Annotated in this window: 11 protein-coding genes, 1 pseudogene and 1 riboswitch; of the genes and pseudogenes, 11 read left to right on the top strand and 1 reads right to left on the bottom strand. The window is 43.9% G+C overall.

From position 1 onward, the window contains the following. The 7 genes and pseudogenes from Q0191_RS05950 to Q0191_RS05920 all read left to right on the top strand — a co-directional run. A pseudogene (locus tag Q0191_RS05950) lies at positions 1-64 on the top strand (50S ribosomal protein L11); the annotation flags it as partial. Positions 65-161: 97 nt separating this feature from the next. After that, positions 162-851, top strand: a complete 690-nt coding sequence (rplA, locus tag Q0191_RS05945) for a 50S ribosomal protein L1 (RefSeq protein WP_001085675.1) — start codon at positions 162-164, stop codon at positions 849-851. A gap of 128 nt (positions 852-979) precedes the next feature. Then, entirely contained in the window at positions 980-2,431 is a 1,452-nt protein-coding gene (locus Q0191_RS05940) for an APC family permease (protein WP_297664713.1), read from the top strand. Positions 2,432-2,898: 467 nt separating this feature from the next. Further along, on the top strand, positions 2,899-3,834 hold the full coding sequence (locus Q0191_RS05935) for a manganese-dependent inorganic pyrophosphatase (protein WP_297664711.1): 936 nt from the start codon (positions 2,899-2,901) through the stop codon (positions 3,832-3,834). An 87-nt stretch (positions 3,835-3,921) separates the two neighbouring features. Continuing rightward, positions 3,922-4,434: a YiiX/YebB-like N1pC/P60 family cysteine hydrolase gene (locus Q0191_RS05930; RefSeq protein ID WP_297664709.1), complete on the top strand. Its 513-nt coding sequence runs from the start codon at positions 3,922-3,924 to the stop codon at positions 4,432-4,434. After that, complete coding sequence (locus tag Q0191_RS05925) at positions 4,427-5,080, top strand: DUF1803 domain-containing protein (RefSeq protein WP_297664707.1); 654 nt, start codon at positions 4,427-4,429, stop codon at positions 5,078-5,080. Before Q0191_RS05930 ends, Q0191_RS05925 begins: the two co-directional genes overlap by 8 nt. 95 nt (positions 5,081-5,175) lie before the next feature. Continuing rightward, positions 5,176-5,925 (top strand): CPBP family intramembrane glutamic endopeptidase, encoded by a 750-nt coding sequence (locus Q0191_RS05920; RefSeq protein ID WP_297664705.1) that lies wholly within the window; start codon positions 5,176-5,178, stop codon positions 5,923-5,925. A gap of 25 nt (positions 5,926-5,950) precedes the next feature. On the opposite strand, the gene Q0191_RS05915 is transcribed toward Q0191_RS05920, so the two are convergent. Continuing rightward, entirely contained in the window at positions 5,951-7,396 is a 1,446-nt protein-coding gene (locus tag Q0191_RS05915) for a UDP-N-acetylmuramoyl-L-alanyl-D-glutamate--L-lysine ligase (RefSeq protein WP_297664703.1), read from the bottom strand. An 86-nt stretch (positions 7,397-7,482) separates the two neighbouring features. Between Q0191_RS05915 and Q0191_RS05910 the strand changes: the two genes are divergently transcribed. The 4 genes from Q0191_RS05910 to mgtA all read left to right on the top strand — a co-directional run. Continuing rightward, positions 7,483-9,111, top strand: coding sequence for a polysaccharide biosynthesis protein (locus Q0191_RS05910; protein ID WP_297664701.1), 1,629 nt, complete (start codon positions 7,483-7,485; stop codon positions 9,109-9,111). Between the two features lie 151 nt (positions 9,112-9,262). Continuing rightward, positions 9,263-10,357, top strand: coding sequence for a cystathionine gamma-synthase (locus tag Q0191_RS05905; RefSeq protein ID WP_297664699.1), 1,095 nt, complete (start codon positions 9,263-9,265; stop codon positions 10,355-10,357). A 1-nt stretch (position 10,358) separates the two neighbouring features. Next, complete coding sequence (locus Q0191_RS05900; protein ID WP_297664697.1) at positions 10,359-11,525, top strand: MalY/PatB family protein; 1,167 nt, start codon at positions 10,359-10,361, stop codon at positions 11,523-11,525. 52 nt (positions 11,526-11,577) lie between these two features. Next, a riboswitch (M-box (ykoK) riboswitch) is annotated at positions 11,578-11,734 on the top strand. 273 nt (positions 11,735-12,007) lie between these two features. Beyond that, positions 12,008-13,937, top strand: a 1,930-nt coding sequence (gene mgtA / locus Q0191_RS05895; protein ID WP_297664695.1) for a magnesium-translocating P-type ATPase, incomplete at its 3' end; no start/stop codon positions are given.

Genomic DNA, 13,937 nt, shown 5'->3' with positions numbered 1-13,937 from the left:
TGAGTCTGCAATGCGTATGATCGAAGGTACTGCTCGTTCTATGGGATTCACTGTTGTTGACTAATCAATAACACCCCCAATATAACCCGCAAGACTTCATCATTTCGAGAAGTGACGTGGGAGATGAAAATCGATTGAACCACTTACAAGGAGAATAGAAAATGGCTAAAAAAAGCAAACAACTTCGTGCTGCTCTTGAGAAAATCGACAGCACAAAAGCATACAGTGTAGAAGAAGCTGTAGCACTTGCAAAAGAAACTAACTTTGCAAAATTTGATGCAACTGTAGAAGTTGCTTACAACTTGAACATCGACGTTAAAAAAGCTGACCAACAAATCCGTGGCGCAATGGTATTGCCAAATGGTACTGGTAAAACTTCACGCGTTCTTGTTTTCGCACGTGGTGCAAAAGCTGAAGAAGCAAAAGCTGCTGGTGCAGACTTTGTTGGTGAAGATGACCTTGTTGCAAAAATCAACGACGGTTGGTTGGACTTCGACGTAGTTATCGCTACACCTGACATGATGGCTCTTGTTGGACGTCTTGGACGTGTCCTTGGACCACGTAACTTGATGCCAAACCCTAAAACTGGTACTGTAACAATGGATGTTGCTAAAGCAGTTGAAGAGTCTAAAGGTGGTAAGATCACTTACCGTGCTGACCGTGCAGGTAACGTTCAAGCAATCATCGGTAAAGTATCATTTGAAGCTGAAAAATTGGTTGAAAACTTCAAAGCGTTCAACGAAACAATCCAAAAAGCAAAACCAGCTACAGCTAAAGGAACTTACGTAACAAACTTGACTATCACAACTACTCAAGGTGTTGGTATCAAGGTTGATGTGAACTCACTTTAAGAATAGAATTTGAGCTACCTACGGGTAGCTCTTTTTTTGGACAAAATATGCTGAAGACGGTTACAAAAATATAAAAACATGGTATAATTTTATGTAGCTATTTATTTTATATTCAAAGGAGATGAATGATGAAAAAAGATCAGAACCAGCTGACTTGGCTGATGGTGTCCCTGATTGCCTTTAATATGGTTTGGGGTCTGGGAAATGTGGTCAACAACTACTCCCAACAAGGGATTTCGGTCGTTGTTTCTTGGATTCTTATCCTGGCCATTTACTTTATTCCTTATGCCCTCATCGTGGGGCAGCTAGGCTCGACTTTCAAGGAAAGCGGAGGTGGTGTCAGCGACTGGGTGGAGAAGACTTCTACCAAGCGCTTGGCTTATTTTGCAGCTTGGACTTACTGGGTTGTGCATATTCCCTACTTGGCTCAAAAGCCACAGGGAGTTCTGATTCCTTTAGGATGGGCCATCCAAGGAAATGGCGATTTTTTGAGCAGTCTTGATATTCACTGGATTGTTATTCTTAGTTTGCTGATTTTCGGTGCCTTTCTCTACTTATCCACCAAGGGGCTGTCCACACTTAAAGTGATTGGGGGCTTGGCTGGAAGTGCGATGCTGATTATGTCCTTCCTTTTTGTTCTATTAGCGGTCGGTGCGCCTTTTATCAAGCCGGATATGCAGTTCGCAACGGCTAATATGGACAAGCTTAGCACTTACATTCCTAATTTTGATTTTTCATACTTTACGACTATCTCGCTCTTAGTCTTTGCAGTCGGTGGGGCTGAAAAGATTTCGCCTTACGTTAACCAAACACGCAATCCCGCCAAGGAATTTCCAAAAGGGATGATCATCATGGCTATCATGGTTGGAGCCTCTGCTATTCTAGGCTCTCTAGCCATGGGTATGCTCTTTGACGGTAGCAATATTCCTGAAGATTTGATGCGCAACGGTGCTTATCAAGCCTTCCAAATGCTGGGTAATTACTGGGGTGTAGGCAATGTGCTAGTAGTTATCTATGCCCTGACCAATATGGTCGGACAGATTGCGGCCTTGGCCTTTTCTATTGATGCGCCTCTGCAAATCTTGCTCAATAATGCCGATGAGGAATTTGTTCCAAGCTGGCTACGCAAGCGGACATCAAAAGGTGTACTGATTAACGGTTATATCCTGACAGGGATTTTGGTAAGCTTCCTGATTGTCCTACCAATTTTTGGAATCAAGGAAATTGATGGTTTGGTTAAATGGATGACTAATCTTAACTCCATCGTTATGCCCATGCGTTATCTCTGGGTATTTGTGGCTTATATGTTACTCAATAAAGCTTGGAAGAAGTACAAGGATGCAGAGTACAAGTTTACTAAAAATCCAAAAGTCGGCTTTGCTATTGGAGCTTGGTGCTTCCTTTTCACAGCTTTTGCTTGTATTTTAGGAATGGTTCCTAAGGTAGACTACGCAACGGATCCAGCAGGTTGGCGCTTCTCTCTGATGACAAATATCTTGACTCCGATTGTCTTGATCAGTTTGGGAGTCATCTTGCCTATTTTGGCTAAGCGTGAGAAAAGACAGTCGCTTAAGCAATAGTGACAATTGCCAATATCCTTAAATTGATAAATCTTCCAGAGAGTGGGGCAGAAATCGGTAATTCGTTAGAATTCGATTTCGTCGTCCCACCTCCGCACAGTTGAGTAGGGCTGTAAAAGCTGATGAAATCAGCCTAGTAGAGCCCACTCAACCACTGCGTCTTGCTCGACAATCCAAAGACAATTGAGAGGCTAGGACTTTTGTCCCGGCCTCGATTTTTATAAAAAATTTCTTGTTCTTTTACAGGAAATAAAAATGATAAGGCAAGCATTTCTTCTGGAGGACATTCATCGAAGATAATGCTTGTGTAGAAGGTTAAGATTGACTGATTATTTTGAAGGTTCAGCTTTAGCTTCTATTGCAAAACTGCAATTTTTCTCAAGAAAATGTCCTTCTGCTTTTGAGAAATGCCCATAATTGTGGTAAAATAAGTGGAATAAATATTATTAAAAACGAAGAGGTTCATCATGTCTAAAATTTTAGTTTTCGGTCATCAAAATCCTGATTCAGATGCCATCGGGTCTTCTTATGCTTTTGCTTACCTAGCGCGTGAAGCTTACGGTTTGGATACAGAAGCAGTAGCACTTGGAGCGCCAAATGAAGAAACAGCTTTTGTCTTAGATTATTTTGGAGTAGAAGCGCCGCGCGTGATCACATCTGCTAAAGCAGAAGGCGCTGAGCAAGTCATCTTGACTGACCATAATGAATTCCAACAATCAGTGTCAGATATTGCTGAAGTGGAAGTTTATGGCGTTGTGGACCACCACCGCGTAGCCAACTTTGAGACTGCAAGCCCACTTTACATGCGCTTGGAGCCAGTTGGATCTGCTTCTTCTATCGTTTACCGTATGTTCAAGGAGCACGGTGTGGCAGTTCCTAAAGAGCTTGCTGGTTTGATGTTATCTGGTTTGATTTCAGATACTCTTCTTTTGAAATCACCAACAACCCATCCATCTGACAAAGCTATTGCACCAGAATTGGCTGAATTGGCGGGTGTTAACTTGGAAGAGTACGGTCTGGCTATGCTTAAGGCTGGTACTAACTTGGCAAGCAAATCTGCTGAAGAATTGATCGACATTGATGCCAAGACTTTTGAACTCAACGGAAACAATGTCCGTGTTGCCCAAGTCAATACTGTTGATATCGCTGAGGTCTTGGAGCGTCAAGCAGAAATCGAAGCAGCAATGCAAGCAGCTAATGAAGCAAATGGTTATTCTGACTTTGTCTTGATGATTACAGATATCGTGAACTCAAACTCAGAAATCCTTGCACTTGGTGCTAATATGGACAAGGTAGAAGCAGCCTTCAACTTTAAACTTGAAAACAATCATGCTTTCTTGGCTGGTGCCGTTTCACGTAAGAAACAAGTGGTGCCTCAGTTGACTGAAAGTTTTAATGTTTAATAGCTTAAATGACAACTAAAAGATAGGAAACACTGGTTTTCCGCACACGTAAAGGAGTTTCGGCTCCTTTTTTGATAGACGAGAGAAATGAAGATTCAAGATTTACAAAATGGTGATCTGCTGTTCACAGTCGGGCAATCGGATATGGCAGCAGCGATTCGGACAGCGACGGGCTCCTATAGTCATGTGGGTATCTTCTTTGATGGTGATATTTACCATGCGACGCAGGACAAGGGAGTGAACCAGCAGCCTTTGTGCCAGTTTTTGGTAGAAGAGGACACCTATCATGTCTTTGCTTATCCAGAGATAGATGTCTCTGCCGCCTTTAAAGAAGCCAAATCCCATCTGGGCAAGCCCTATAATGCTAGTTTCTATCCTGAGAGCGAGGGCTTTTACTGTTCGGAATATATTGCTCAGATTTTGCCAATTTTTGAGACCATTCCCATGCAGTTTGGAGATGAGGAAAACCTGATTTTTAATTTTTGGCAAGTTTACTATGAGGAATTGGGCTTAGCAGTGCCCGTAGGACATCCTGGAACCAATCCCAGTCAGTTGGCTCAGTCAGCCAAGCTCATTTTTAAAGGAGAGCTCCATGATTAAAATTCTCAATCCGACTCGGCTGACACGACAGCCCTTATTTGAAAAACTAATTAATTATCTGGATCAGCATAATGATGTGATTTTAAGAGAAATCAAACGTGAATTTGCGGGCTTTACCAATCTAGATCGCTTCATGGAGGAATGTATCAAGGCGGGCTATATTCGGCGGGAGAATAAGCGCTATTATCAGCAAGTCCCGCTTTTGGAGAAACTAGGAAATCTATCTTTGGATCAGGAAGTTTTTATCCGAGATGATAGTCCGATCTATCAGGAATTTCTGGATTTGCGCTTTGAAACCCTGCTTGCTAATCAAACAAACGCTGCTATTTTACTGGAAAAGACCGATTTTCAAAGGGATGAGCTGACCTTGTCCAATTATTTCTATAAAATGCAGCATCAGTATCCGCTATCTGAGGCACAGCAGCCTCTCTATGCTGTCTTGGGAGATGTGAATCCAGAGTATGCCCTCAAGTATATGACAACTTTCCTCCTCAAGTATGTCCGCAAGGATGAGCTCCTGCAGAAGCGCCGAGATATTTTTGTCGATAGTCTGGTGATTTTAGGCTATATTCGTCAGAATGAGTCTGGTAAGTATGAGTTGCAGGCTAGCTTTGACAAGGAGCGCCTAGTGTTCCAATTGGACTGATAGTTTTTTGAATAAAGAAAAATTAGACAGACCCATCTGTCATTTTGCCATATTCTGTGCTATAGTAGTATATAGAATTTGGGAAAGGAATATGGATGACGATGTTGAAAAAAATCTATCCCGAGCAACCACTGGAGAACCTTAGATGGTTCGATATGTTGATTTTAGCCGCCATTATGTTTGGCCAATTTATTTACTCCTCAACAGTAAATTGGCTCACCACGGTCAGCTCTGCGGGACAAGCAATCGTACCTAGACCTGAAGATGAAAGTTTGGCTTTACTGAGTAATTTGAAATTGCAAGTTTTCTTGCTGGTGCTGGCTCTGCTCTATCTAGGTATCCGTCATTATGATTTCAAACAGCTGAAATTACGCTTGTCTTGGTCCATTATGTGGGCGCCCTTGATTTTTGCAGTTGTCGGTCTGACTTCTGATGTAATAGCGGCCTTAGTCGGTTCCTATAATTATTTTGACTTAGAAATCTTGCAGCATATCGACTGGACCTTTGTCGAAGTTTTTCGCAAACTCGCTGCCTTGGGACCTGTCGTTATTCTTTATTCTCTCTTCAATGGTGTCTATGAGGAATTCTTTTTCTTGGGCTTGCTCACATCAGTAAAAGAAGAGAGCAAATGGTGGGTTTTAGCCTTTTCAACACTAGTTCGCTTTTCTGTCCATACCTATCAGGGGCTAGTCTCTGCTTTTCTGATTGGCGTGGTCTTCGGTCTGTTCTATTATTTCTTTTATAAATACAAGGTTAAAAACTTGCTGCCTTTCTTTTTGGCACATGCCTTTGCTGATATGGTAGGCAGCAGCTTGCTCTATGTCTTAGTGATGTGGAATGGATAATAAAAAAGGACTTGAAAGTCCTTTTTTATATGTATTTTTCTGCCAGTGCATAATCACCAGGATAGGGAACCTTTTGGTCATTGATGATTTGGTAGGCATCCGCTCCCTTACCAGCTAGAATGACTGCATCGCCTTTAGCACTAGTCAGGCTGAGGGCTTTTTTGATAGCTTCCTCTCGGTCAGCAATCATATCCACTTCAAAGGAGATGTAGCTAGCAATTTCTTTTGCGATAGCAATCGGATCTTCACGATTTGGATCATCTGCGGTTAAAATGACTTTGATTTCAGGGTGTTGGTTGAGTAGGAGACCAAAGTCCTTGCGTCGACTTTCTCCCTTATTGCCAGTGGCTCCTAGCACAAGTACCGTCTGTCCTTTTTGATGTTCTTGTACGACGGACAGCAACTTAGCCAAACTGTCGCCGTTGTGGGCATAGTCTACGAAGACCTTGGCACCGTTTGACTGGGTCAAGACCTCCATGCGTCCCGGAACTCGTGTCTGGGCAATACCAGCTTGAATATCTTCCAATGAAGCTCCAAGTCGTAGGCAGGCTAGACCAGCAGCTATGGCATTTTCTTGATTGAAGCGACCAATCAGCTGGATATCGTAGGAACCAGCCAACTTCCCTTGCGCTTCAAAGGAGAAGGCTTGCGATTGCAGGATGCTATTGGCGGAGTCTGCTCCATAGAAGTCGTGGTCATAGTTGGCCACTTGCTCAGCCAAAACTTGAAAGTGATCCATGCCACTATTGACGACAACAGCTCGGCTATTGTTCATCAAGAGTCGCTTGTGGTAGAAGTAGTCTTCAAAAGTTGGATGCTCAATCGGGCCGATATGGTCAGGGCTGATATTGAGGAAGACACCCACATCAAAGGTTAGGCCGTAGACTCGCTTTTTAAGATAGGCTTGACTGGATACTTCCATGATGAGATGGGTACGACCATTGGCTGCAGCCTGGGCCATCATCTCAAAGAGGTCTAAACTTTCAGGAGTGGTCAGGGTTGATTTAAAGAAAGTTTTGCCGTCCAGAGTGGTATTCATAGTAGAAAGCAGGGCTGGTTTATGGCTTTGTTTTAAAATATTAAAAGCGAAATAAGCCGATGTGGTCTTGCCCTTGGTACCAGTGAAGGCCAAAAGTTTGAGTTTTTGCTCTGGATGGGCGTAAAATTCCATAGCAATGAGGCTCATGGCTTGTTTGATGTCATTGACCAGAAGCACTGGAATTCCGACTTCTAGGTCAGTCTCACTCAGGTAAAAACCTAGCCCAGCTGCTACAGCCTTTTCTAAAAATTCCCGCTTGAACTGCTCGCCCTTGACAAAAAAGAGGGTTCTGCTATCAGCTTGACGACTATCATAGCTAATCTTGTCAAAGGTTAAGCCCTGATAGTTGAAGTGGTAACGTCCATCAGCGATGATTTCACGAAAATTCTGGTCTTTTTTTAAAATATCTAGTATAGTTTCAATTTTTATCATATCTCTATTGTAAACCTAAAGGCTATGTTTTACAAGAGGCAAGGAAAAGTTTATAATAAAAGAAGAACAAATAGAAGAGGTTTTCTATGAGCTATGAAACAACAAGCCAGCAGCAGCAAATGCTAAGGGGCACTGCCTGGCTGACTGCTAGTAATTTTATCAGCCGCCTTCTTGGGGCTGTCTATATCATTCCTTGGTACATCTGGATGGGCCAGCACGGGGCAGAGGCCAATGGTCTCTTTACCATGGGCTACAATATCTATGCTTGGTTCCTTTTGGTTTCCACAGCAGGAGTGCCGGTGGCTGTTGCCAAGCAGGTTGCTAAGTACAATACGATTGACAAGGAGGAACACAGCTTTGCCCTTATTCGAGAGTTCCTCAAGTTCATGCTGGTATTGGGGCTGATCTTTGCAGTCATCATGTACTTGATGGCACCAGTTTTTGCCTCAATGTCTGGTGGCGGGGCTGACTTGATTCCAGTTATGCAGAGTTTGTCTTGGGCTGTGCTCATTTTTCCGTCTATGAGTGTCATTCGAGGCTTCTTCCAAGGGTTTAACAATCTGAAACCGTATGCGATCAGCCAGATTTCGGAGCAGGTGATTCGGGTTATCTGGATGCTACTGACGGCTTATTTCATTATGAAAATCGGTTCAGGTGACTATGTTGAAGCTGTTACCCAGTCTACCTTTGCTGCTTTTGTCGGGATGCTGGCAAGTATGCTCGTTTTACTTTTCTATCTAGCAAAAACGGGTATGCTCCGCTCTATCTTGAGAAAGCCAAAAAAATCTGCGGGAATTAGTAGCCGCTCCCTCCTTTGGGATACTATACGAGAAGCTATTCCCTTCATCATTACAGGCTCTGCCATTCAGCTTTTCCAGATCATTGACCAAGCGACCTTTATCAATATCATGACCCAGATTAGCGACTACACGAAATCAGAGCTCTTGGTACAATTCGCTTACTTCTCAGCTAATCCGAATAAAATCACCATGATTTTAATTGCGGTGGCAACTTCTATCGGTGGTGTCGGAATTCCTCTCTTGACCGAAAATTATGTCAAGGGTGACTTTCGCTCAGGTGCTCGCCTAGTGCAAGATAATCTTAGCATGTTGCTCTTCTTTATCTTTCCAACAACGGTGGGAGCGGTCATGGTAGCCAGTCCACTTTATACCATTTTTTATGGTAAGCCCGATAGTCTGGCCTTGGGACTCTTCATCTGCGCCATGTTGCAAACCATCATTCTCAGCACCTACACAGTTCTGGCTCCGATGATTCAGGCCCTGTTCCAAAATAAGAAGGCCATTCTTTACTTCTTTTACGGAGTCCTTGTCAAGCTCAGCCTACAGGTGCCGATGATCAATCTCTTCCATGCTTATGGTCCCTTGATTTCAACGACCGTCGGTCTTTTACTGCCAATCTTCTTCATGTTTAGAGAAATTCGCAAGGTTGTTGGCTTGAATCCTAAGAACCTTTTGAAGCGTCTGCTGTTGAGTATGATTCTCACAATTGCCATGGTGATCTTGGTTCTGCTTGTCGAGTATCTACTAAGCTTTATCTTCCAGCCAACTAATCGGATGTACAGCTTTATCTATGTCGCTGCCGTTGGAGGAGTCGGAATGCTTGTCTATATCGTACTGTCTCTCAAGGTTCGGCTCATAGACCGTTTTATCGGACAAAAGGCAGATAGTTTGCGCCAACGCTTGAGAATAAAATAAGAAACGAAGGGTCGTTCAGCGGCTCTTTTTTCGCGAATTGTTACTCTATAGTTTCAGACTATAGCTGGCTCTTGAAAAGAAAAAAGCTCATGATTTTCTTAAGATGTTACAATAGAAAGGTAGAATATTTTAAAAAATGAGGAACGGTTAGATGGAGAAAGAACGGAAATTAAATACCTTGTTGGCTCAAGCGGGAGTCAAGACAGACACAACAACGGGTGCCTTAACAACCCCCCTGCATTTTTCAACGACTTACCAGCATCCAGAGTTTGGCCAGTCCACAGGTTATGACTATACTCGAACCAAGAATCCAACGCGGGCTAGCCTGGAAGAGACTCTAGCTGCTATCGAAAGTGCAGACTATGCCCTAGCAACTAGCTCTGGAATGTCGGCTATTGTGCTGGCCTTTAGCGCCTTTCCAGTCGGCAGTAAGGTTTTGGCTGTTCGAGATCTCTATGGTGGCTCTTTCCGCTGGTTTGCCCAGGCTGAAGCAGAAGGACGCTTTGTCTTTACTTATGCCAATACAGAAGAAGAACTACTGAATAATCTGACAGAGGATATAGATATTGTCTATATCGAGACACCGACCAATCCTCTTATGGTGGAGTTTGATATTGCCCGCATTTCCCAAGTGGCTCATGAGCGAGGAGCAGCTGTCATTGTGGACAATACCTTCTACAGTCCTATTTACCAAAGACCGCTGGAGGATGGAGCTGATCTTGTCCTACACTCTGCAACTAAGTATCTGGGCGGGCACAATGATGTCTTAGCTGGAGCCATCATGACCAATGATGCTGCTATCTATGACAAGCTTTTCTATAACCTCAATACAACTGGGTCAGTCCTGTCGCCTTTTGACAGCTATTTGCTTTTGCGCGGTCTCAAGACACTGGCTCTCCGCATGGAGCGCTCTACTCAGAATGCGCAAGAAGTAGTCGCTTTTCTGAAGAAATCTCCTGCGGTCAAAGAGGTTCTCTATCCAGGTAAGGGCGGCATGATTTCCTTTAAAGTTGTCGATGAAAGCAAGATTCCTCATCTCTTAAATAGCCTGAAAGTATTTACCTTTGCGGAAAGTTTGGGTGGAGTAGAGAGTTTGATTACCTATCCGACGACCCAGACTCATGCAGATATTCCTGTTGAAGTGCGTCATTCCTATGGCTTGACTGATGATTTGCTGCGCCTGTCGATTGGCATTGAGGACAGTCGAGATTTGGTAGGCGATTTACGCGCAGCCTTGGAGGACTAATATGGGAAATTATAACTTTGAAACAGCACCCAATCGGATTGGTCAGCATACTTATAAATGGAAAGAAGCGGAGAAAGACAGTCAAGTCCTGCCAGCCTGGATTGCGGACATGGATTTTGAAGTCCTGCCTCAAATCAAGCAAGCTGTTCATGATTACGCTGATCAGTTAGTCTATGGCTATACCTATGCTAGTGAGGAGTTGATCAATGCCGTTCTAGCTTGGGAGCGGGATGAGCATGGCTATACTTTTGATCGGGAAGCCTTGGTATTTATAGAAGGGGTTGTTCCTGCTATTTCAACGGCTATCCAAGCCTTTACCAAGGAAGGCGATGCCGTTCTGATCAATACTCCTGTTTACCCGCCTTTTGCCCGCAGTGTCAAGCTCAACAATCGTCGGCTGATTACAAATTCTTTAGTGGAGCAGGACGGTCTCTTTCAGATTGACTTTGAGCAGCTGGAGCGGGACATCGTAGACAATGAAGTCAAGATTTATGTGCTCTGCAATCCGCACAATCCCGGAGGTCGAGTTTGGGAATGGGAAGTGTTAGAGAAAATTGGTCGCCTCTGCCAAAAGTATGGCGTCCTCCTGGTCTCAGATGAAATTCACCAAGATTTGACGCTGTTTGGCCATAAACACCAGTCTTTCAATACAGTCTCGCCTGACTTTAAGGACTTCAGCTTGATTTTAGCCAGTGCGACTAAGACATTTAATATTGCTGGGACCAAAAATTCCTATGCAGTGATTGAGAATCCTAGCCTACGGCAGCAGTTTCAAAAGCGCCAACTGGCCAATAACCAGCATGAAATTTCAGGTCTTGGATTTCTAGCGACAGAAGCTGCCTATCGTTATGGTAAAGCTTGGTTGACGGAGCTTAAGGCTGTCTTAGAAGAAAATATTGATTTTGTTGTCGATTATTTTGCTAAGGAAGCACCGCGTCTGCGGGTCATGAAACCTCAAGGAACTTATCTGGTTTGGCTGGACTTTTCAGCTTATGGCCTGACAGATGACCAGCTCTTCCAGCTGCTGCGAGAAGAGGCTAAAGTCGTCCTGAATCAAGGAAGTGATTTTGGTCAAGAGGGCAAAGGACATGCTCGTCTCAACACAGCTGCGCCGAAGGCCATGATTAAAGAGATTTGTCGACGGATTGCGGCAGTTTTGCCAAAATAAACTAAAAACACATTTCTTTATTGACATTCCTTTTAAAGTGGAGTATAGTAAGAGTGTAAATCGGTAGGTGAGGCTACCATAAGGATACGGATGACTACCGCAAAGCAGTGGAGACACTACTCGTTGGTCAACAGTCCTGATCGCCAAGGTCAAGACTAAGTTCATTACATCGCCTTATGGAGTTAAAGCTTGAACGGTAAATATTTGCTTTCTATATGTTTAAAATAATGAAGCGAATAACCTGACATGCAAACAACCCTGCCGATATTGGCAGGGTCTTCTTTTTTGCTGAAAGTAGTTTAAGTATGTAAATAGCTGATTTCCTGCAAATCAAGAATAAAAGAAAGGAGCAGCACGATGCAAATTGACGATCATCCGGAACCGCACATACACAGCCAATCGCTGATTTGTGTCGTTCTGTCCTCATAAAGTGATTGGTCTCTGTGTATGAAAATTATCAATCATACATAAAGGAGAAACCAATGAAAACAGTAAAAGAAAGATTAGTTGCAGCTTTGCAGCTTCCTATAAAAGAAACTTTGGCATTTTACAAGACTTCCTTTCGTGGCCTGACAGAAGAGCAGGTCGAAGAAAATCGTGATCTCTATGGTGAAAATGTCATTACGAAGGGGCAGGAAGACTCTATTTTCAAGAAAATTTACGAATCTATTATTAACCCCTTTACAGTCATCTTACTGGTGATTGCTCTGGTGTCCCTAGTGACAAATGTCTGGCTGGCAAAGCCCGGTGAGGAAGATCCGACGACTTCCATCATCATTGTCGTTCTGGTGTTGATTTCCGGAGGCATTCGTTTTGTTCAGGAATTGCGGAGCGACCGCGCTGCTAGCAATCTATCTCGGCTGATTGTCAACACAGCTACGGTTATCCGAGAAGGAGCAGAGCAGGAGCTTCCGATTGATGAGCTTGTTGTAGGAGACATCATCAAGCTTAGTGCTGGAGACATGATTCCCGCAGATGTCTTGCTGCTGGATTCACGTGATTTCTTTGTTCAGCAGTCCGGCCTGACAGGGGAAAGTGATGCAGTAGAAAAGCTCTGTTTGAACAAGGCGGATGGGCAAAACTTTGATAGCCTTTTAGAAACAGAGTCGCTGGCCTTTATGGGAACCAACGTTATTTCTGGGAGAGCTACGGCTCTGGTGCTGGTGGTTGGTGACGAGACCATGATGGGAGCCATTGAGCAGACACTGAACACCTATGATGAGCCGACCTCTTTTGAACGCGAGATGAATAGCATTTCTTGGCTCTTGATTCGTTTGATGCTGGTCATGGTGCCAGTTGTCTTCTTTATCAACGGTCTGACAGACGGCGACTGGTTGGAAGCAGGTGTCTTTGCCCTCAGCGTTGGAGTCGGCCTGACCCCAGAAATGCTGCCTATGATTATCACGGCCAGCTTGGCTAAAGGCTCCATTATCATGGCTCAGGAAAAGGTCGTGATTAAAAAGCTGAATGCCATCCAAGACCTAGGAGCTATTGATATCCTTTGTACGGATAAGACAGGCACACTGACCCAAGACGAGATTGTATTAGAATACCCGTTGGATATTCACGGTAATTTGGACTTGGCAGTGCTCCGCCGGGCCTTTCTCAATTCCTACTATCAAACCGGTCTCAAAAATCTCATGGATCGGGCCATTATTAACAGGACGGAGAAAGAAGCAGAAAAGCATGAGATTGTCCGTGATTTAGACCAAACCTTTAAGAAAATTGATGAACTGCCTTTTGACTTTGAACGCCGCCGTATGAGTGTCATCGTCAAGGATGATGAGGATGTCATCAGCATGGTGACCAAGGGAGCCTTGGAGGAAATGCTGGCCATCTCTAGCTATGTAGAATACAAGAATCGCATTACGGAACTGACTAATGAAATTCGTCAGGAAATCCTCGCAGAAGTGGCCCAACTCAATGAACAAGGCCTGCGCGTGCTTGGCGTTAGTTACAAGTCAGACTTAGAAGAAGATTACGACTATGAAGTGAAGGATGAGTCCGACATGATTTTGACGGGCTATCTAGCCTTTCTGGACCCACCTAAATCATCTGCGGCTCCAGCTATTGAGACCTTGGCTGAGTACGGTGTTGCTACTAAGATTTTGACGGGCGATAATGAAAAGGTTACTCAGGCAGTCTGTGAAAAGGTTGGTCTAGATGTAGAAAATATCTTGCTAGGTGTAGAGGTAGATGCTTTATCTAATGAGGAATTGAGTCAGGCAGTGGAGAACACGACAGTCTTTGCCAAGCTCTCACCTGACCAAAAGGCTAGGATCATCCTCCAGCTTAAGGCCAATGGTCATAAGGTTGGCTACATGGGCGATGGCATCAATGATGCGCCTTCTATGAAAGTAGCAGATGTGGGTATTTCTGTTGATACAGCTGTCGATATTGCCAAGGAAACGG

Origin of the sequence: uncultured Streptococcus sp. (assembly GCF_938036805.1) — a bacterium.
Taxonomy (GTDB): Bacteria; Bacillota; Bacilli; order Lactobacillales; family Streptococcaceae; genus Streptococcus.
Note: the sequence above shows the minus strand (reverse complement) of the source record. Positions and strands in the feature narration are given on the sequence as shown.